Source organism: Scytonema hofmannii PCC 7110 (genome assembly GCF_000346485.2).
GTDB classification, from domain to species: Bacteria; Cyanobacteriota; Cyanobacteriia; order Cyanobacteriales; family Nostocaceae; genus Scytonema; species Scytonema hofmannii.
Window position 1 is genome coordinate 9,016,935 of record NZ_KQ976354.1, and the last position, 20,175, is coordinate 9,037,109.

General features: G+C 40.6%; 22 protein-coding genes. 10 read left to right on the top strand and 12 right to left on the bottom strand.

Annotated elements, in window-relative coordinates:
- Positions 1-17: 17 nt before the first annotated feature.
- The 3 genes from WA1_RS38120 to WA1_RS38130 all read right to left on the bottom strand — a co-directional run bounded on the left by WA1_RS38120 (position 18) and on the right by WA1_RS38130 (position 3,512).
- Positions 18-197: a TLTLP motif-containing protein gene (locus tag WA1_RS38120; RefSeq protein ID WP_017748031.1), complete on the bottom strand. Its 180-nt coding sequence runs from the start codon at positions 195-197 to the stop codon at positions 18-20.
- A gap of 838 nt (positions 198-1,035) precedes the next feature.
- The gene (locus tag WA1_RS38125) at positions 1,036-2,004 is read right to left on the bottom strand and encodes an Npun_F2552 family protein (RefSeq protein WP_026135166.1); all 969 of its coding nucleotides are present in this window, start codon (positions 2,002-2,004) and stop codon (positions 1,036-1,038) included.
- Positions 2,005-2,075: 71 nt separating this feature from the next.
- Positions 2,076-3,512 carry an aspartate ammonia-lyase gene (locus WA1_RS38130; RefSeq protein WP_017748033.1) on the bottom strand — a complete coding sequence of 479 codons (1,437 nt, stop codon included), beginning with the start codon at positions 3,510-3,512 and terminating at the stop codon, positions 2,076-2,078.
- A gap of 52 nt (positions 3,513-3,564) precedes the next feature.
- Between WA1_RS38130 and WA1_RS38135 the strand changes: the two genes are divergently transcribed.
- The 3 genes from WA1_RS38135 to pgsA are packed head-to-tail and all read left to right on the top strand — an operon-like array spanning position 3,565 to position 4,605.
- Complete coding sequence (locus WA1_RS38135) at positions 3,565-3,789, top strand: type II toxin-antitoxin system HicA family toxin (protein ID WP_017748034.1); 225 nt, start codon at positions 3,565-3,567, stop codon at positions 3,787-3,789.
- Between the two features lie 4 nt (positions 3,790-3,793).
- A complete protein-coding gene (locus WA1_RS38140) occupies positions 3,794-4,018 on the top strand; it encodes a type II toxin-antitoxin system HicB family antitoxin (RefSeq protein ID WP_017748035.1) in 225 nt (74 codons plus the stop codon).
- Positions 4,019-4,056: 38 nt separating this feature from the next.
- Positions 4,057-4,605 (top strand): CDP-diacylglycerol--glycerol-3-phosphate 3-phosphatidyltransferase, encoded by a 549-nt coding sequence (gene pgsA / locus WA1_RS38145; RefSeq protein ID WP_017748036.1) that lies wholly within the window; start codon positions 4,057-4,059, stop codon positions 4,603-4,605.
- A 1,004-nt stretch (positions 4,606-5,609) separates the two neighbouring features.
- Here the strand turns inward: pgsA and WA1_RS38150 are convergent.
- The 5 genes from WA1_RS38150 to WA1_RS38165 form a co-directional block, all read right to left on the bottom strand.
- Positions 5,610-6,590: an SMP-30/gluconolactonase/LRE family protein gene (locus WA1_RS38150; RefSeq protein WP_017748037.1), complete on the bottom strand. Its 981-nt coding sequence runs from the start codon at positions 6,588-6,590 to the stop codon at positions 5,610-5,612.
- An 80-nt stretch (positions 6,591-6,670) separates the two neighbouring features.
- A complete protein-coding gene (locus WA1_RS38155; RefSeq protein ID WP_017748038.1) occupies positions 6,671-7,060 on the bottom strand; it encodes a hypothetical protein in 390 nt (129 codons plus the stop codon).
- A 243-nt stretch (positions 7,061-7,303) separates the two neighbouring features.
- Positions 7,304-7,540 (bottom strand): recombinase family protein, encoded by a 237-nt coding sequence (locus WA1_RS60690; protein ID WP_336389854.1) that lies wholly within the window; start codon positions 7,538-7,540, stop codon positions 7,304-7,306.
- 6 nt (positions 7,541-7,546) lie between these two features.
- Positions 7,547-7,720: a helix-turn-helix domain-containing protein gene (locus WA1_RS60695; protein ID WP_272819319.1), complete on the bottom strand. Its 174-nt coding sequence runs from the start codon at positions 7,718-7,720 to the stop codon at positions 7,547-7,549.
- Between the two features lie 124 nt (positions 7,721-7,844).
- Positions 7,845-8,780 carry an NAD-dependent epimerase/dehydratase family protein gene (locus tag WA1_RS38165; protein ID WP_017748039.1) on the bottom strand — a complete coding sequence of 312 codons (936 nt, stop codon included), beginning with the start codon at positions 8,778-8,780 and terminating at the stop codon, positions 7,845-7,847.
- Positions 8,781-9,062: 282 nt separating this feature from the next.
- Here WA1_RS38165 and WA1_RS38170 point away from each other — a divergent pair, with 282 nt between their 5' ends.
- From WA1_RS38170 to WA1_RS38185, 4 genes are all read left to right on the top strand, one after another.
- Positions 9,063-10,205 (top strand): glycosyltransferase, encoded by a 1,143-nt coding sequence (locus WA1_RS38170; RefSeq protein WP_017748040.1) that lies wholly within the window; start codon positions 9,063-9,065, stop codon positions 10,203-10,205.
- A gap of 100 nt (positions 10,206-10,305) precedes the next feature.
- The gene (locus tag WA1_RS38175) at positions 10,306-11,037 is read left to right on the top strand and encodes an undecaprenyl-phosphate galactose phosphotransferase family protein (RefSeq protein WP_017748041.1); all 732 of its coding nucleotides are present in this window, start codon (positions 10,306-10,308) and stop codon (positions 11,035-11,037) included.
- Between the two features lie 402 nt (positions 11,038-11,439).
- Positions 11,440-12,519, top strand: a complete 1,080-nt coding sequence (gene gmd, locus WA1_RS38180) for a GDP-mannose 4,6-dehydratase (protein WP_017748042.1) — start codon at positions 11,440-11,442, stop codon at positions 12,517-12,519.
- A gap of 49 nt (positions 12,520-12,568) precedes the next feature.
- Positions 12,569-13,513 (top strand): GDP-L-fucose synthase family protein, encoded by a 945-nt coding sequence (locus WA1_RS38185; protein ID WP_017748043.1) that lies wholly within the window; start codon positions 12,569-12,571, stop codon positions 13,511-13,513.
- Positions 13,514-13,725: 212 nt separating this feature from the next.
- On the opposite strand, the gene WA1_RS38190 is transcribed toward WA1_RS38185, so the two are convergent.
- Together WA1_RS38190 and WA1_RS38195 are read right to left on the bottom strand one after the other, a co-directional pair.
- Positions 13,726-14,340, bottom strand: a complete 615-nt coding sequence (locus tag WA1_RS38190) for a hypothetical protein (RefSeq protein ID WP_017748044.1) — start codon at positions 14,338-14,340, stop codon at positions 13,726-13,728.
- Positions 14,341-14,492: 152 nt separating this feature from the next.
- Positions 14,493-14,870, bottom strand: a complete 378-nt coding sequence (locus WA1_RS38195) for an AAA family ATPase (RefSeq protein WP_017748045.1) — start codon at positions 14,868-14,870, stop codon at positions 14,493-14,495.
- Positions 14,871-14,965: 95 nt separating this feature from the next.
- Here WA1_RS38195 and mazE point away from each other — a divergent pair, with 95 nt between their 5' ends.
- The 3 genes from mazE (at position 14,966) to WA1_RS38210 (ending at position 16,620) form a co-directional block, all read left to right on the top strand.
- The gene (gene mazE / locus WA1_RS38200) at positions 14,966-15,214 is read left to right on the top strand and encodes a type II toxin-antitoxin system MazE family antitoxin (RefSeq protein WP_017748046.1); all 249 of its coding nucleotides are present in this window, start codon (positions 14,966-14,968) and stop codon (positions 15,212-15,214) included.
- On the top strand, positions 15,201-15,554 hold the full coding sequence (locus WA1_RS38205; RefSeq protein WP_017748047.1) for a type II toxin-antitoxin system PemK/MazF family toxin: 354 nt from the start codon (positions 15,201-15,203) through the stop codon (positions 15,552-15,554). The genes mazE and WA1_RS38205 overlap by 14 nt, the downstream gene beginning before the upstream one ends.
- A 136-nt stretch (positions 15,555-15,690) precedes the next feature.
- The gene (locus tag WA1_RS38210) at positions 15,691-16,620 is read left to right on the top strand and encodes an RpnC/YadD family protein (protein WP_017748048.1); all 930 of its coding nucleotides are present in this window, start codon (positions 15,691-15,693) and stop codon (positions 16,618-16,620) included.
- A 58-nt stretch (positions 16,621-16,678) separates the two neighbouring features.
- On the opposite strand, the gene WA1_RS60700 is transcribed toward WA1_RS38210, so the two are convergent.
- Together WA1_RS60700 and WA1_RS38215 are read right to left on the bottom strand one after the other, a co-directional pair.
- Positions 16,679-16,810 carry a hypothetical protein gene (locus tag WA1_RS60700; RefSeq protein WP_272819320.1) on the bottom strand — a complete coding sequence of 44 codons (132 nt, stop codon included), beginning with the start codon at positions 16,808-16,810 and terminating at the stop codon, positions 16,679-16,681.
- 278 nt (positions 16,811-17,088) lie between these two features.
- Complete coding sequence (locus WA1_RS38215; protein ID WP_066613158.1) at positions 17,089-20,154, bottom strand: ABC transporter substrate-binding protein; 3,066 nt, start codon at positions 20,152-20,154, stop codon at positions 17,089-17,091.
- Positions 20,155-20,175: the final 21 nt, after the last annotated feature.

The window sequence follows — 20,175 nt, forward strand, 5'->3', positions numbered from 1 at the left end:
CTACGAAGCACTAACCACTATCTTTTCATTTGGTACGTCACGGGTTGCCCAGAGGTATAGATGTTGCTTGAAGAATAGTGAGCGATAATAAATAGAGGTAATGTCAAAGTCAGTAAACCAATCCCAGTTCCCACAATATCTGCCAATCGATGGGAATATGTGTCGCTTTGGTTGACAGATTGAGAATTTGAATTCATAAAAATTGAGGTTAGATACACCACTTGTAGTTTCCCTCTTTTCTAGAGAGGCTTGCTGTTATTTTAGCTATTTTTTTACATCAATCTCTGTATTAATAAAGAATATCAATCATTTTTTAAACTTGGTATACCACTTTTTTTGATACAGAAAATACTTGATAAGAAGCTAAAAATTAATTTATGTTTAATTAATAGCAACAAAGAAATAAGCGTTTCTATTGTAATCTTTGCTCTACGCGCAGTCTAGTAACATAGCATTAAGATTTACAAACTTGAATCGTGTTTCTACTGTTTTTAAGACAGAGCATCAGCGTTATTCATCTAGCTACCGATACCAAAAAACCTTCGTTCAATGGCATTTTTGCTTTCCTTTTCGTTATTTTTTACTTGATTAGATTCCATACTTTTACTAATCTCTTAATATATTTTATTTCTTTAAGAAAAAATTATCGTTGTTTTTTGATACTTCAGACCGTTAGGAACGATATAAGTTTTTTAACAATAAATGAATACCGAAAAAATACATAGGAAATAGAAGTACTGAGAGGTATTTATCAGTGATTCCACTCATAAAGAGTTTTTAAGGTTAAGTGAGAAAATCTGATGAATATACCTTTTCAAGACAGCCATTCACGGGAAAATCCCACAACCAATCATGAAAACCCCTCTTCCCCCACTCCCCACTCCCTACTCCCCACTCCCTATATTTAAGGATGGAAAAAAACCGCCACTAGATTAGGGCGGTCTGGTTAAGCAATCGGAGGGTACTTTCAGCTTACTCTGCCAATTTTGGAATTGTTGTAACAGAGTTTGCACTTATGGGCATAAGGCATGGGGGTTAAGCTTTATAAGCACTCATGGGTTCTTTGATAAATTTAATGTAAAGATGTTTGAACGTAGACTTGATAACGCGAGGCATACCAAAGTCAATGGGTACAAACTTATCTGGTAACCGCCAATCGTCTATCTTTAACAAGCCGGGATGCAGATTGGGAAAGTGAATCTCATCAAGTTCACCAACCAACCCCAACCGCTTGGATGCAGCAACGGTTGGTACTTGTTCTGGTTGGATGTTCAAGATTTCCACTATTGCTCTATCCAAAGCAAAAATATCTGATGATGCCCCTAATATTCCCAATGCACGGGGTTCTCCTCCACTCGGTCCGTTGCCTTCATGACCGATAATGCCATCTACAATGGTCAAATCGGGATTAATAACCCTGGCTGTTTCCACCAACATTTCACCAAATCGCTTTGCGTCTTTCCCGGCTTCCATATGCCACCAGGCTTTCATTTTACCTGGAACGCAGCCAAACAAGTTTTTTACCGCTAAGGTGAGTACCAACTGAACGTGAGACTTTACCTTGGGTAAGTTAATTACGACATCTGCTTCCATCGCTTCTTTAGACAACAGCAGGTGGTTAAACTCGGAGCTAATTGTTTGATAGCGATGTCCGTGAAATTCAACTATTGGCAATTTGAGTTCTTCTAGAACTGGCAGATATCCGCTTGCTACTGCTACTCCTCTGGCACTGCCAAAAGCAGGGCTATCACCCAAAAAAGGTTGACCACCAGCTTCAATCACCATTTGGGCTACGGCATAAACGAGTTCGGGGCGAGTGGTACACTCTTTCCCAGGACGTGCGCCTGTGAGTAAGTTGGGTTTGAGTAAAACGCGGTTCCCCGGTTTCACAAACGCCGCTATTCCTCCTAAGGGTTCTAGCAGTGTTTCCAATGAATCTCGTAATGTGTCACGTTCGTATGAACTTGCACGAATTAAGCTGACGGATGGTGTTTGAGTCGGCATAGTTAAATAAAGAACAACAAGGAAAGAGTAAAGAAGGAAGACAACATGACTTTATCTTCCCCCTTTCTTCGTTATTCCGACTTGCCGTCCTGCACAGTTAGAGGCACAATTGCACTCATTTGTTCCAGGTTTAATACGTTGGCTAATTCTTCTTCACTCATCAACCCCCGTTCTAAGACTATCTGACGTAAAGACTGTCCTGTTTCTAAGGATTCTTTGGCAACAGCCGCCGCATTTAAGTAACCTATATGGGGATTTAATGCTGTGACTAGGGCTAAACTCCCTTCAGCGTATGCCAAACAACGTTCTTGGTTGGCGGTAATTCCTTGGATACAACGTTCGGTTAAAACCGCAATGGTGTTGCCAAGAATTTCTATGCTGTGAATGAGGTTATAGGCAATGAGGGGCATCATGACATTCAGTTCTAGTTGTCCTGCTTGTGCAGCTAGAGCGATCGCATGATCGTAACCCATTACCTGAAAGCATACCATTGATGTCATTTCTGCCATAACAGGGTTATACTTCCCTGGCATGATTGAGGAACCCGGTTGAACTGGAGGTAACTGAATTTCTTTTAAGCCCGTTTTTGGTCCGGAATCCATCAACCGCAGGTCATGAGATATTTTGATTAGGTCTTGAGCTAAATTGCGTAAAGCACCAGAAACATTGACAAATGGTGCCATACTTTGCATTGCTGCCATCAGGTGTGGTGCTGGTTCTAGGGGAAAGTTAATGATTTCTGAAATCGTTTGGACTACATATGCTCGATACTGGGGATGAGTATTTAACCCCGTACCTGCTGCACTGCCTCCCAAACCCAGTATCATTAGGTCAGTAGAAGCTGTGTATATCCGATTTTGGTGTTCTGTGAGGATGTGCGCCCATGCACGAAAGTTTTCACCCAAGCGCACAGGTACAGCATCTTGCATGTGGGTTCTGCCAGATCTGACGACATCTTGGAATTCTTGCGCTTTGTCTTCGAGCGCTGCTATGGCGTTTTCTAATGCTGGGTGTAGTGTTTTTGATAATGCCAGTAAGCCACCAATACGAATTGCTGTGGGAATCACATCGTTGGTAGACTGCCCGTAGTTCACGTGGTCGTTCGGGCTAACACGTTTGTAATTGCCTTTTTCTTCTCCAAGAATTTCTAGCGCTCGATTCGCTAAAACTTCGTTAACATTCATGTGATGGGAAGTCCCAGCACCAGCTTGGTAGACATCTACCACAAATTGGTCGCGCAATTTCCCTGCTAGTACTTCATCTGCAGCTTGCACAATTGCCTGACTTATGTCTTGGGGGATACACCCCAGTTCGCCGTTGACAATAGCTGTAGCTTTTTTGATGATAGTACACGCATCTACGTAAGTGGGTAAAGGCTTAATGCCGCTTATAGGAAAGTTTTCTGTTGCCCGCAGTGTTTGAATGCCGTAGTAAGCGCTACTTAGTATAGAGCGATCGCCCATTGAATCGCGTTCTATTCTCACGTCTAAATTCATTGATTGAGTCATGATGAAGTATCTATGGCATGATATTCAGTAGTTACGTTCCAAATTTCTCACTTTGCCTAAGAAAATTCGGGAACTGAAAGCAATGCTCTTGAAAACCGGATTTACCTATAGACCCGGTAAAGGTAGTCATACCGTATGGAGTCATCCAAACCTACCTTACAGTCTTACTCTTTCTGGTAAAGATGGAGATGATGCAGGGCGATATCAGGAAAAAGATGTGAGAAACGCACTGAGAGATTTGCAAGGGTTGGAGGAACCAGAGAACGAGGGAGAGTAAAAAAATGAAACTTCATTACAGCATTATTATTCAATGGTCAATAGAGGATTGTAAATACATTGTCAGCTTACCAGAGTTCGGTCCTTACGCGCATACTCACGGCAACACTTATGCCGAAGCTCTCAAGAATGGAGAAGAAGTTTTAGAGCTTTTGATAGAAGAATACCAAGCACAAGGAAAACCACTACCAGAACCGGTGACTGCAAATACGACTTTTCAGTTCGCTTGACATCTTTTGAACACAGATCGAACTGAGAGCTAAAATCTATGACTTTACCAAACTGGATTACCTTCTCTCGCTTATTAGGAATACCATTTCTGCTGTATCTTTTGTATAGTCCCGATCCAAAATTACAGTGGATTTGTCTGGCAATTTTTCTGGTGGCTTCTCTTACGGATTGGTTAGATGGTTATTTAGCCCGAAAACTCAATCAAATTACCGATTTGGGTAAGTTTCTCGATCCGTTGGTAGATAAGTTTTTGGTACTCGCACCTTTACTCGTGTTGATTGAGCTAGGAAGAGTTCCTGCTTGGGGTGTATTTCTTATTTTGGCACGAGAATTGGCGATCGCAGGTTGGCGCATCAGTCAACCTAAAGTTACGGGAGCTAATATTTGGGGAAAGCTCAAAACTGTCAGTCAAATTGTAGCGATCGCACTTTTAATCGCCCCTTTACCTGAAGAGTGGCGTTTGCCTTCTCTTACCGCTTTTTGGATTTCCGTTGCTCTGACGTTAATTTCTGGGATTATTTATCTTTTGCCGTCGAATAATAGTGACACTTCAGACAGTCAGAAAACTGAGGTTGAGAAAAATTGAGCTATTTCTGCCAAAGCATCATTTTCAATAGGAAGAAACTGTTCTTACTTTGTTACACTTCAGTTGCGATGATATTGGAGTCGGTACATAGACAAATTTCATTTCTCCTCATCTGCTGTTTTGAACCATAGGCAGGAGTTTTTTATTCATGGAGGAAAAAATAGGTGGTAGATGCAATTGCCCAAAAAGCAATCTTGCGATTAACCCAAATTATTCATGTTGGAAAAAATATCATCATCTAGAGCTAGAGTATGTGACTAAAATCACGATACCTTGACACTTGCATCACATTACTTAAGTCAAAAAGATGGTTCATTTTATTCTTTAAACTAAAGTGACTTTAGTGAAAACAAAACATTTTTGTTAATTGTTATGAGTGTAGGATATTGCATGAAAAAATAATGAAAAAATAATGAGAGAAACCTCATGATGTATGAAAAATTTTTTGATAGTCTAGAATTATGGAACGCAAAGGCAAAAGGCTGAAAGCCGCTACGATCCCTATCTCGTCATGGAAAAGGGTTTTACCTAAGGCCCTTTTCTCTTTTCATTCCCTAACTTCGTTGCAAATTCCAATTGGATTTTGCAATCTTTTCTAATCATTGAAACTTCTATTTTGAAAGCGTTTAAAGCAGACATTGGAGGTATTCTACAAATCGCAGAGCCAGATACTTGTGAATTGCTGTTCTCGATGTTTTGCAGTGGGTGTGGTTGACAAACTCCACACCCTATTTATTTGGAAGTCCCTAAGAGGATGTTTTAAAAGGGTCTTTTTCTCTCATACTGAGGACAGTGCGATCGCTACATCTCAATAATTATTCCCGCAGACAGTACTACCTTAGAGGTAGGTAATAAATGCTACTTTTGGAGGAGAAAAGTTCCTGGTAAATTAAACATACTTTAGTTATTCCTCTTCAGTGCAGGGTTCTTTCTTCTTCAGAACAGGGTGTACTCTTTTTCAAACTTTGTCTGACCTTTTATTCAGTTGGGTGTATCTACTTTTTTCATTGAGTCAAAGACTGAAAATGATAGGAAGGTAGCCCAGCAATATCGGTTTGCACTTCAAACAAGTCGCCAGAAGAAACACTTTTGTCAATTTCTGCTTGACTAAGCCCTACAGAGGCAGTTGTGATATAAAGTAATTTTAAATCTTCGCCAACGAAAGTGCAGTTGGTTGGAGATTTTACAGGGAATTTTACTCGCAAAATCTCTTTACCTGTGGAATCAAAGCGAATCACACATCCTCCTTCCCACATTGCTGACCAAATATGCCCTTCACTATCTACGGTTAATCCATCGGGAAAAAAGGGCGCTTTTGTTAAATCAACAAATATGCGACGGTTGCTAATTTTACCTGTTGGTGCATCAAAGTCATAAGCATAAATTTTTTGCTGCTCGGAATCGGTTAGGTAAAATACTTTTTCGTTGGGACTCCAGCCTAAACCGTTGGAAACCGTCAATCCTGTTTCCATTAAATGGAGTGAGTTGTCGGGGTCATACCGATAGAGACTGGCTTGAGATTTTTCTTGACTCATTGAACCAAACCAAAAGCGACCTTGAGGGTCACATTTGCCATCGTTAAAGCGGTTACTGGGCTTATCTGCTTCAACTTGGATGATTGGTGTAATTTCTCCTGTGTGGGTGTTGAGAAATGCTAAGCGATCGCGTTGCGCCATAATTAACCGATTTGCACCTGCAAGCGCCACACAACCAACAACATCTCCAACATCAAAAAACGAGTTTTGCCCAGTGACAGGGTTGAATTGATGGACTCGGTAGTTATAAATATCGACCCAGTAAAGCAGCTTTTGGGTTGCATCCCAAACCGGGCTTTCTCCCAAACGGGCGCGTGCGGCTAAAACGTTGTTTGGTTGGTATTGAGGGGTATTCATAATTACTTGGAGAATAAGCTTCCGCAAAGCGTTAAGGCGTAACAACATATCGCAGTAAATCGGAGTCAACCCCAAAACAAAACGATTGTTCATTTGTTTCGCAGTCTGATTGACGGTAGTAACTGATTCGTTGGTCAAACAAATCAATTCTCTGAGGACACCGTTTCTAGACCCTACCGCCTACGCCGTAACGGTTTACCTTGTTTGATATGTTTTTCATCCAACCATCCCATTGAGACAGCAGACTCCAAACTATGACCATGATCGGCAAGGAATGACGCAGTTCTCTCTAATAAGATTTTGTGTACCTGTTCCTTCTTCATAAAACGAGTTATTTGAAAGTCAGATGCTCGATTCTTAATTACGATTGCTGCGTTTTTATCTGCCTGCCATACCTCCCCATCAAAGGTGAAGAATCGTTCCGCAATACGTTTCCCTAGTAACGTGCCATTGCGATGATCGACCTGTGAAGAGCAGGCATTGATTAATGTAACTTTTGCACCTTTGCGAATAGATATTTCATCTAAATATTCAGTTGTCTGGACTACTTTCTTCCGTGCCATTGGTGTACTCAGTTCCGTGCATTAACTACACAATCCTACGTTTGACTCCGAATTAACAATCTCTTTTTCCATCTTTTTTTCAGATTTACGTAAAAAGTACAATCTTGAACTGAAACAATGCATGATACTCATAAAATCTTGCATTAGTTCTTGTTGTGGGCTTAGTTCGGCGTTATTGAGAACAGTAATAGTACAATTGTGCAATTGGCAAAACCACTCTATAAACTCAAATCCGAAACGACATCATCGATCTTTGTGTGCAACGACTCTCTCTTTAACCGAACCTTTGGTTACGTCCTCCATCAGGGCTATGAATTTTTTCCTTTTAAAGTTCATCCCTGACCCCATCTCAGATATACAAATACAGTTAGGGTAATTTTTCCCTAAATAATTAATTTGCTTCTCAAGTTCTGGTTTTTGGTTGCTTGTTGAAATTCTGGCGTACAGAACTACAATTCTTGTGTCTGTTCCCCCTTTAATGCGTTCTCAGGAGGCTTGACTATAACGCCTGTGACCGCCTGGGGAACGTACATATTCTATTTTTCCGGCGTCTGCCCAGTCAACCAGGGTCTTAGGGTGATAGCCATATTGTTTGTAAACGTGTTGTGGCGATAAGTATTGCATCACTAAAATGGAGTTAAATATTACGGTTAACTCCATTTTACTCCTAATTAAAGCTACCTAAGCTAATGGGATTTCCAAGAAATAAATTATTCATCTTGTGGTGCGGGCGTCCTGCCCGTTACTAATAGAGGACGGGCGGGACGCCCGTTCCACAAGAAATTCATAAAGACTGTAGAATTTCTTCATCTACTGAAAAATCTATTTCCGAGCGATCTCGACCAGAAGTCAGATAATCATTTTGGTAAGAGTCTTTGAGACCGGAAATCAGGTCATATTCGGGTTGCCAATTTAATTGTGTTTTTGCTTTATCCACTGAGGCGAAAAAGTGCTGTGGGCGCAAGGGAAAGGCTTTGCGCTTGCCGAAATCAAATTTTTTGGGGTCGTAATGTACGATTTTGATTTCCAGAGCTTCAATGCCAGCCGCCACAGCACAAGCGCGGGCTAAGCCATCAAATGTAACGTAGCGATCGCCGGATACATTGTAAATTTGTTTGACTGCATTCGGATTGCCCAAAACTTTGGACATTGCTGTTGCCAAGTCTTTAACGTGTCCAAATTGGGTAATGTGTAAGCCATTACCGGGAATGGGGATGGGACGATCGCGAGTGATTCTGTCAAAAAACCAAGCTTCCAGATCGTTGTAATTTAGAGCACCGTAAATGTAGGTAGGACGGATGGAGGTAAAAGGCAATCCCAGTTGTGTGAGGTAAGCCTCTGTTTCGTGCTTACCGAGATGGCGACTTTTGGGATCGATAGTATCCCCTTCTACATGAGGCATTTGGTCGGATTTAAGATACACCCCAGCCGAACTCATGTATACAAAATGTTGTATCCGGTCTTGAAAAATTTCCGCAAGTGGTTGAGTATCAGAAAGTTCCCTTCCGTTATTGTCAAAGATGACATCAAAATTTTCGTGGGATAATTTCTCCTTGAGTTGAGTAGCATCAGTGCGATCGCCTGTAATTTGTCCTACCCCTTCTACTGGTACCGGACGATTACCACGATTGAACAGAATAACTTCATGCCCCTGTTCCACTAGTAGTTTAGTTAGGTAAACACCAATGAACCGAGTGCCACCCACAATAAGAATTCTCATAAATTGTCATTTCCTTCGTCAGTTAATTTATGGACTGACCCAATTTGAGAGTATCAGGTTGTGGTGTTTCCCTGGAACCTCCGTTGAGAGGATTACGTCTTTTGGTAACAATGGGGCAGTTCCCATGAATGAGTTTCGTGCGGGAAACTTTATGAAGTCTGAAGGATAAAGGATAAAGGATGAAAACAATAAGGTGTAAAGGATAAACAATGAAATACTTTATACTTCATCCTTTAGGTGACTGACCGAAACGTGTTCTCTACCAAATACTCATAGTTAGCTGTGCCCTTGAAGTATGCCTTGGTTCATGAATGGCTGACACCGAAAGCCACTGGTGGTTCGGAACTAGTTGTGCAAGAGGTTCTCAATCACGTTGATGCTGATTTATACGCTCTCATCGACTTTGAATCCATCAATCCCAAAAGCTATTTATACAAGCGGAAAATTGGCACAACATTTCTTCAGCATCTCCCATTTGCCCGAAAAGGTGTACAAAAATACTTACCTTTGTTGCCACTAGCCATAGAACAGCTAGATTTGCGGGAATATGAGGTTATTCTGTCTTCATCTCACGCTGTTGCTAAAGGAGTCCTGACCACACCCGATCAAGTACACATTTGTTACTGTCACAGTCCCATGCGTTATGCCTGGGATCTCACCTTTGATTATCTAAATCACAGTAAGCTAGGTAATGGTATCCCTGGTTGGTTGACACGCTATTTGCTGCACGATCTACGCCAATGGGATGTATCGACAGCGAATCGCGTGGATTACTTTATCGCTAACTCTAAGCATACAGCTCGCCGTATCTGGCGCTGCTATCGACGAGAAGCGGAAGTTATTTACCCACCAGTTAATGTTGACAGTTGTCCATTTTTGCCTCACAAGGAGGAATTCTACCTAATCGTTTCCCGATTGGTAACTTATAAACAAGTATCGTTAATAGTCAGGGCATTTAATAAACTGCAACTCCCGTTAGTCATAATTGGAACAGGACCAGAGATGAAAACGATCCGCAGGATAGCAAACAGCAATATACAAGTACTGGGCTGGCAACCCGATGATGTTGTGAAAAAGTATATGGCAAATGCCAAAGGATTTGTATATGCAGCCTGTGAAGATTTTGGGATTGCCTTAGTAGAGGCGCAAGCTTGCGGCACTCCAGTGATCGCCTACGGTGCAGGAGGAGCGCTGGAAACAGTGCGAGATTTGCGATCAGCAGGTGATAGGGGAACTGGTATATTTTTCCAGGAGCAAACTGAAGCCGCACTAGTAGACGCAGTAGAAACCTTTGAAGCGTATCGAGGGAAATTCAATCCTGAGTATGCCCGAGTTCATGCTACGCAGTTTTCCCCGCAAATCTTTGCCAAGCGCTACCTAGGCTTCTTAAATATATGTATAGAAAAAAGACCATTACCCAATTGATGGTCTTGTTTTGCTAAGGATTGGCAATTTGCCAATCCTTAGCAACTCCTTTTAGCTTTAAGATTGGGACTATGTGTGGTGTGGATTGTTAAGGAGTATGATGACTGCCCAGAGCTCACTCCTCTCCGGGAAGCGCTCGCGTACCTTCTTTAAACGCGGTCAACCAAAAAAGACGCCTCGAATAAAACCCAAAGGTTTGTCTTTCCAGGCTGTAAACGGAGAGTTTGCCAAGCGACTATTCGACATTGTGTTTTCGCTATTGGTACTTATTTTGTTTTCCCCAGTGTATTTACTCTTGGGCTTGCTGATTGCTTTAAGCTCGAATGGTCCAATTTTTTATATTCAGGAACGGGTCGGTAAAAATTACAAACCTTTTAATTGTATTAAATTCCGAACAATGGTAACCAATGCCGATGAAGTTCTCGTTCAAATAATGGAAACATCGCCTCATCTGCGAGATGAGTTTGAGACAAACTTTAAGCTCAAACACGATCCGCGTATTACCAAGATTGGTCGTTTTTTGCGAATTACTAGCTTGGATGAATTTCCCCAGTTCTGGAATGTATTAAAAGGAGACATGAGTGTTGTAGGTCCGCGACCTTTAGTAGAAGAAGAGTTACCGAAATATGGTTGTTACATAGACCAGATTCTCACAATCAGACCGGGAATTACTGGATTGTGGCAAGTCTCCGGACGTAATGATATTCCTTATCCGCGACGGATTCAGATAGATCTGCATTATGTCAAATTCCGTAACTTATGGTTGGATTTGTGGATAATTTTTAAAACTATCGGCGTTGTCATTATTCCTAAAAATAATGGAGCGTATTGATATTGCGTCGATCTAGCTAATATCCTGAATAAATTACAAAGTCAAAAGTCAAAATTGGATGAGGAACTTTTTTTGACTTTTGACTTTTTGCCAGATCCCCGGTTTCTAGGAGAAGTCGGGGATCTAATCTACTCAAATTTTCATACAATCTTAACGAAAATCTATTATATTATGAATTTTCAGTAAAGATTACAAAAAAGTTACAAAAACAATGAAACTTTTTTCGTTATGTTAGGTAAGCCCTACAGCGAGCATTCAATTCAGCAGATTTACTTATGTCAACAAGCTAAGGTGCCAGTGAGACTCGTAGGTTTCCCGTTGGGCAATTGTACAAATACCTGTTAGGTTATACCAGAGTTTTCTGTAAACATTGTAAGCAGTAACAACAAGGAATAATTAAGCATGACGCAACGGAAACGAGCTTTAATTACTGGTATTACCGGTCAAGATGGTTCATACCTGAGCGAGTTTTTGCTAGAGCAAGGTTACGAAGTTCACGGTATCATCCGTCGAACTTCAACTTTTAATACAGACCGTATCGATCACCTGTATGAAGACCCTCATAAAGAGGGAGTACGATTACTTCTCCACTACGGGGACTTAACAGACGGTACCACTCTGCGCCGCATTCTCGAAGACGTTCAGCCAGTGGAAATTTATAACTTAGGTGCTCAATCTCACGTTCGGGTCAGCTTTGATTCGCCAGAATACACAGTGGATTCAGTGGGAATGGGAACCTTACGTCTGTTAGAAGCAATTCGCGACTATCAGCACCGCACTGGCATTCAAGTGAAATTTTACCAAGCGGGTTCTTCGGAAATGTATGGTTTGGTACAAGAAATCCCACAGAAAGAGACCACACGGTTTTATCCCCGCAGCCCTTACGCCTGTGCTAAGGTTTACGCTCACTGGCAAACAGTCAATTACCGGGAATCATTCGGGATGTTTGCTTGTAATGGTATTCTTTTCAATCATGAGTCACCCAGACGGGGTGAAACTTTTGTGACGCGCAAAATTACAATGGCAGTTGCCAGAATTTTTGCAGGCAAGCAGAAAAATCTTTACATGGGTAATCTAGATGCCAAGCGTGATTGGGGCTATGCCAAAGATTACGTGAGAGCCATGTGGTTGATGCTACAGCAAGATGAGGCAGATGATTACGTCATTGCAACTGGCGAAACTCATGCGGTACGGGAGTTTTTAGAACTGGCATTTGGTTACGTCAATCTCGATTGGCAAGACTATGTGGAGTTTGATGAGCGCTATCTTCGTCCGGCGGAAGTCGATTTGTTGATTGGGGATGCTACGAAAGCGCAGCAAAAGTTAAACTGGACACCGTCGGTAACATTTGAGCAACTGGTTGCCATCATGGTAGAAGCTGACCTGCAAGCATTGGGTCTCACCTCACCAAATGGTAAAGTCGCAAAGGTATTACAAGACAATGCCATGATTCGGCAAGAACTGGGTGTGCTCCACTTTTAATGAGCGGTTAGCGATGAGCTATCAGCTTTTTCTACTATGAGGACAAAAAATGAGCACCTTAGAACTTAAGAACAAACGTATTCTCGTAACTGGTGGAGCCGGTTTTTTGGGGCGTCAAACCATCGCCCAACTCTCTCAAGCTGGCGCTGACCAAAATAAAATTACAGTCACGCGATCGCGTGACTGCGACTTGCGTCTATGGGAAAATTGTCAAAGAGCCGTCGATCAACAAGACATTGTCATTCACCTAGCCGCCCATGTCGGTGGAATTGGTCTTAACCGTGAAAAACCAGCTGAATTGTTCTACGACAACTTAATGATGGGTACGCAGTTGATTCATGCTGCTTATCAAGCTGGAGTAGAAAAATTTATCTGTGTTGGTACCATCTGTGCCTATCCCAAATTTACCCCAGTTCCATTCAAAGAAGATGACCTGTGGAATGGCTACCCAGAGGAAACAAACGCGCCTTATGGAGTCGCCAAAAAAGCTCTTCTCGTTCAACTGCAAGCGTACCGCCAACAGTACAACTTTAATGGCATTTACCTGTTGCCAGTGAACTTGTACGGACCCGAAGACAACTTTGACCCCAGAAGTTCTCATGTCATCCCAGCGTTAATTCGTAAAGTTTATGAAGCGCAGGTGAAAGGAGAAAAGAAACTTCCAGTTTGGGGTGACGGTAGCCCAACACGTGAGTTTTTATATTCAGAAGACGCGGCAAGAGGTATCGTTATGGGTACCCAATACTATAATGAATCTGAACCCGTCAACTTGGGAACGGGTTATGAAATTTCTATTCGCGACTTGATTCATCTCATATGTGAGTTAATGGAGTTTGAAGGCGAAATTGTTTGGGAAACAGATAAACCTAACGGTCAACCCCGCCGTTGTTTAGATACAGAACGAGCGAAACAAGCTTTTGGTTTCACTGCCCAAGTAGACTTTAAGCAAGGGCTAAAGAATACAATTGACTGGTGGCGTAAAAACCCTGCTTAATCATGTAACTCCCGCTCCGTAGGGTGGGCATTGCCCACCTATTTGTTCAAAAATAAATCTACACAAACGCCAAAGTGGTCGGTAACAGGATTACCGTTAGTTTTATAAGCTTGCCATTTATTCACATTTTGTACTCTTTTTGCCCATTCCAAACTCAGGCAAATTAGGTTACCCACTTAACAAGAACCTACTTTATGTCATTACAATTTTTATCAAATATTCTTATTTATTTGCAACTCACATTGCTGAAAAACATAATTAACTGCAGCAAATAACTTATCTAAATCCTGAATTACATAGATATTTTTATTTCGAGTAAAAACATCAGCAGTCAACTTGCCAAACTGCCATATTTTGCCATTAGAAACAATTCCAAAAACATTCATTTGAAAATCATTATTTATTCGCTGTACTGCTATCATTTCAGCTAAGCACTGACCCCAACCTTCTTCAAATTTGTCTTGCTTTGCTTCAACCGTTAAAAAATAGGGTTTATCAAAAACAATCGTTGCTAAAGGATTTCGCTGTGTCACCGTGTAATCTGGAACGCCTGATAAGTCTTCATCATAGACTAATGTTTCATGACTCCAAAGTGTTAATTGACGACGATAAAGTTTCCAAACCTCTTTCAAGACTGGATAAATAAGATTTTCACAAATAGCATCTTCGGAATTATCAATAACTCCATCTGTAAATAACAAATCTAATTCTTCTTGGAAAGATTCTTTTACAGGAAAATCGACTTCCATTATAAAATTAGATTGTACGTACTTAATTTGAAACTTTTTAACAACTGCACTAATACTTTTGTAATTGCTAAATGCCATTGTAATTTACCTTCCGTAGAAAACTCTCTCACCGTCTAAACGTCAGTAATATAGACAACTATAGGAATCATAAATGATTTATGAAAAGTTTTAAGTACTGTAGGTAGGGCACTGCCAACCAAGGACATGGAATGCGATCGCCTTCCTCCTGGCTATTCATGAAGGCGTCCTAGACTCTGCTCTGTAATGACGCGTTTGGCGTCGGGAATATCTAAAATTCTCATAACTTGAGCATCGGCTCTACCCTCAAGGCGATAAGTTAATGAAGCATATTCTAGAGTTTTTTGGTTTACAAGCCTCAATAATTGCGAAGAATGAGTGGTTGCTATCATCTGAGTTGTTCCATCAGACAAGTTGCGCTCAATTAGTTGTAACAGTAGATGCAACCGGGTTGGATGAATGCCATTTTCTAATTCTTCAAAGAAGTAAAACGATGCTGGTTCTGGTCCTAGCAAAGCAGCGATTGTTGCTAGAAAGCGCAGTGTACCATCTGACGTACTTAGCGTTCGCTCCGCGCATAGACTACGCAACGTTCCCAGAACAATCGGCGTTCTCGTTGTACTAGCTCAATTTTTTGATAAGATACATGAGTAGGATAAACAAATAAGGTTAAAAAGAAATACCCTTGGCTAAGAAAGTAACAATTACTTTGGATGATGAAATTCTTGCCTTTATAGATCGGCAAGCCGCAATCACTGGAAAGACAGCAAATCGAAGTGGTTACATCAATGCAGTGCTATCAATACATCGTAGGGCTATTCTGGAAGCAGAAATGATAGCCGCTCTGAAGCAAGATGCTGAAGATCCAGACTACCAAGCTGAAATTGCCGCTTGGGATAGCGTAGTTGGAGATGGAATTGATGCCACAGGGTAATTTGACTTATCGACGTGGTGAGATTCGTTGGGTCAGACTCGATCCAACTGTAGGTGCAGAAGCACAAAAAACTCGTTCTTGCCTAATAGTTCAAAATGACGTGATGAACCAGTATGGTCTTCTGACCGTTGTGATACCACTTCGCCCTGGTAGCAAACAAGCTCCTTATGTTGTAAATGTGATAGCAACGCCTACGAATGGTTTAGATCGAGACCGTTATCTTGATGTTGGACAAATTCGTTCTATTGACAATAGTCGAGTTCTCAGTTTAGTGGGTGTCTTGGAGGAAGAATATTGGGAAATGATTCGCACAGCACTAGATGTAGTACTTGGTTTTTAACTACCACACGCTCATATCGTACTTTAAATAACATAGTCAACTTTGAGCCAGAGAAAAAATAGATTGAGACACTCCGGAATTTAACTTTAATGATAGTATCTTTTATTACTAGTAAACTGGAGTGCAGAGAAAATTTGTGACGGAGCAACAAGCAAGCTATGACTCGCCTTGGAAAGAGGCGTTGGAACTCTACTTTGAAGCATTTATTGACTTCTTCTTCCCGCAAGCTTACACAGAAATTGATTGGCAACGGGGTTATGAGTTTTTAGACAAAGAATTTCAGCAGATAGTCAAAGAAGCAGAGATTGGTAAACTTTTTGTAGACAAGTTAGTCAAAGTCTGGCGACGAGATGGAGAACAAGCGTGGGTGTTGATCCACGTAGAAATACAGAGCCAGGTAGATTCAAATCTTGCCAAGCGGATGTACCAATATCACTACCGGATTTTTGACCGTTATGACCAACAAGTCGTGAGTCTAGCAGTATTGGGAGACACCCAAGCTTCTTGGCGACCACAACAGTACAGCTATGAACTGTGGGGTTGTCAGATGAGTCTAAAGTTTCCCAGCGTGAAGCTATTAGACTACGACACACAATTAACAACATTAGAACAGAATCCTAACCCCTTTGCTGTGTTAGTCAAGGCACACTTGCGAACTCAAGCCACGACTCAAGATGCACAAGGGCGATTGCAATGGAAGTTGAGTTTGATAAGGCAGTTGTATGAGTTAGGGTACACTAGAAACAAAATCCTTCAGTTGTTCCGATTAATTGATTGGATGATGGCTTTGCCGGAGGAACTGGAGCGAGTCTTTGATAATGAAATGAATCGTTACGAGGAAGAAAAGAAAATGCCATATATCACCAGTGTCGAGCGAGTCGGAATGCTAAAAGTACAGCGAGAATATCTGATTGATACCCTAGAAACAAGGTTTGGAGAAGTGCCACCAGAGTTAATGGAAAAAATTGAGAATTTGTACGATATGCCTGTTCTTAAGCAACTCCATAGGCAAGCAATCACTATTGGTTCGCTAGAGGAATTTCAGCAGCTATTGGGACAAAATTGATATGGCTGCAAGATCCCCGACTTCTTTAAGAAGTCGGGGATCTGAACACAGCTAATTATCACAAATCAACTGTATCCCACTTTGCAAAGAACATATTGAGGTATTCTTGCAAAATCGCTTTGAGTTCGCTTCCTTTAAATTTATTATTCCACAGAGCGATCGCATCCCTTAGAGTATCAATTGCATCCAAGCACAGAACTAAATAATAAGTAATAATATTAAATAAATAACTACGTTATATTTCCATCTATACGTAGTTGGAGATATAGAGCCTATCTGATGCAAATTGAGATTTCAAATACTGCTGATAGGCTTGTGTAGCAAGTAGTAATAACGACATTAGTGAAGGATCTAAAAAATGCTCTTGGACTGATATATCTGACATATTTACTTATAATTCAATTAATCTTCATACTCTTTAAAATTATCCTCAATTATCAACAAGGTCTAAGAGCTAGGTCGCTTATTTTATCTGCATTCTAGCTCTTTTTTCGCCCCGTCAGGCGGCAAGCACCTAAACTGATTGTTCTCGACCTTAACAAGAATGGGTTTATTCTGACGTTCTCCTTCGTGATTAAATTTAAGTACATCTCCTGATGTTTGGTTGGCGGGAAGATTTATCTTCCGCAGTTCCTGCAAAATAGTTGCTCTCGAAGGGTTGAAGCGCAAAGATTTGATAAAAGCTTGAGTAGCATCAAAGCTAGTTGCTGTAGACCAACTAACAGCTCCTCCCCATAGTTGTTTTGCCTCCGAAGCAAATTTCTTTGATTGTGGTGCTTCCCTAAACCAAGGCACAACAATAACTAAGCCCTCAACAGCATTCCCTCCATCTTGTAATGTTTTCTGATTGTACAGACTCTCACCACCTAACAACTTTAGCCCTAACTTATTATTTGCATTGACTTTAGCAATCTCGAGCGCTACAGAAGTGTGATCTACATCTGAAAACAACATAACTGCCTGTACCTGTTGAGATACACTATCTTTAAGTTCTTGCTCGATATTCAGTTTTTCATCTGTCAAGTCTACCTTGCGAAAAATCCGCTCTTTATCTTTAAAGTTCTTGCTAAATTCTTCTCTGAAACTATTGCTATAAGGGTCGTTGGGATTATAAAAAATTACAACTTTCTTCAAAGCAACTCTTTGAGCGTATTCTGCTAATGTTTTAGCAGATGTCTCATCGGGAGGAGCTGTTCTAAAGAACACATTACCATCCAAAGTGTTGGCAGTGCTAGTGGAAGAAACGATTGGTATACCTTCTCGTTTGTATACAGGAAGAGCCGCTTGAGTCATTCTGCTAGAGTTATGCCCAATTATTCCTAGTACAGATTGATCATTCACCAGTTGTTGAGCGATTTGTTTGGCTTGGTCTGGGTTGTTACCATCGTTGGCAATGACAATTTCCAATAATCTACCATTTAAACCACCCTCAGTATTAAATTGCTCTTGTGCTTGTGCGACTCCACGCAAAATTTGTTGAGATATGGATTTAGCATTGTCTGCGGGTACAACCACTGCTAAAGTTAAGGGATTACTCTTTTTGCGAGCCTGAGCATTGTCGCGAGCCTGAGCATTGTTGTAGTAAATACGCACTTCTGGGTCTTTGCGATCGCGCACAATAGCTTTTTGAAATAATTCAACCGCTTGGGAATAATTACCTTTTTGAAATGCTTCTAGACCTTGGTCGCGCTCAGCATTGGTGATCGAGAAAAAGAGTGTGCGTTCGCCACGACTAATTTTACTCTCAATATTCCCTGGAATTGATGTTTGTGTAGGCGTCGGAATTGGTGTTGCTGTAATCAGAGGAATTGAAACACAACTACCATTTACTTTCTGTTGACCTCCAGAACAGGAAGTGGAAATTTGATAAATACCAATACCACCCACAAGGGCAATCACTGCTGCAATTATACTCAATATAATTGAGGGCTGGCGAATACGAGTTTTTGGAGTTTGTTCAGATAGAATTGGTAGATATTGTTCAGAGATGTCTAAGTCTCTGTCTAGTTGTTGTTGAGAAATTTCTGCTTCAATGTCTCGTAGTTTATATTTTGCTGATACTCTGTCAGGTTCAATTTCTAAAACTTTTTCAAACTGAATTTTTGCTTTTATAAATTCTCTTTGGTTTATCAAATTATTCCCATAGGTTTCTCTTGCAAGTAAAAGCCTTTCTTTATTATGTGTAGAATCTATTTGGTAAGCTCGCTGATATAGTTCTAAGGCTTTCTCAAAATTTCTCACATCTAAGTATCTCTCAGCTAAAACAAGTAGAGTACTAAAGTGATTAGGATTTAGGTTTAAAATTTTTACGTAACAGTCTATAGTCTCTTGTAAGTTTCCAGTTTTATGTAATTGAATTGCTTCTCCCTCGAGTTTATTGATTTCTTCTTTCCCAATTTCTTCCAATTTCCATATTGTTTCTTGTAGTGGGTGATATCTTACTAACCAACGGCGGACTAATTCAATTTTTACGCGGCGATGGGTATCATCTAAAAAGTCATTTAATGTTAGTTTTTGGGCAGCTTTCAGCAAATCGTCTGTCGGAATAACTCCAGATCTTCTTAGCAACGCGAAAGGGTCTTCTGGAAACGGTTGATTTTGCTCAATAGCTATTTGTTGAGCCTCTGCTATGGCTGAAAATACAACTTTTTCCGAAATAGACAGCCCATCCCAAAACCATGTTAATCCACCTGTAGCGCTTTCAATTGCTTTATCTACAATATCTTGAACATCAGAAGGAGTCACGGTTGATTTTTCTTCAATTGTTGCTTGTATAAAGAGATTAAAGCAGATAGCTTGGATTAAATAGGGATGCCCTGCTGAAAGTTGTAAAATTGCTTTGATTGCATCTTCCTCGTACTCAAGTATATCTTGTGCAGGTTTAGTAATAAGTCGTCTAGCACTTAGCTCGTCAAGTAAATCAACTTTTTGGTACGGCGCATTCTTAAACAAATCAAGCAGGTCTTGCAAGTCATCCTTAAACCGCCCTACTACCGGAATAATAAATAGTTTTTTCTGTTTATTTAAAAAGGATTGTAAATATCTTAAAAAACTATCGCCCTGATGTAGTATTTCACTGTCGCTACTGACAACATCAAATTCATCCAGTAATAGCACTAAATTTCTCTCACCTAATTCTTGAAAAACTTGTGCTAAAAAATTATTAGAAAATATATTAGGATCTTTATATAATTCTTCATTGGAAGGAATTGCGATCATTTCTGAGCTTAGATCTAAATCTTCTACAATGGCTTCAGCTAAATTATATAATATATCGCTCAGAGAAGAATGACTGTAACCTTGCAAATCAAAAAGAACGAAGGCAAATTTATCTTGAGCAACCTTGTGGGGAATCTGATGAAGTACGGAGGACACACCAATACGGCGTTGACCGTGCAACAAGATAACTTTTTTACCCCTACTCAGATTATGTTCAATAAACTGGAATAAACTTTCCCTTCCGAAAAATTTTTCCGGTTCATGGCTTGGACGACCGATGATGTAAGGATTTCTTCGAGAAGTAGAATTATTCATATAAAAAGCTACCCGTCGTCT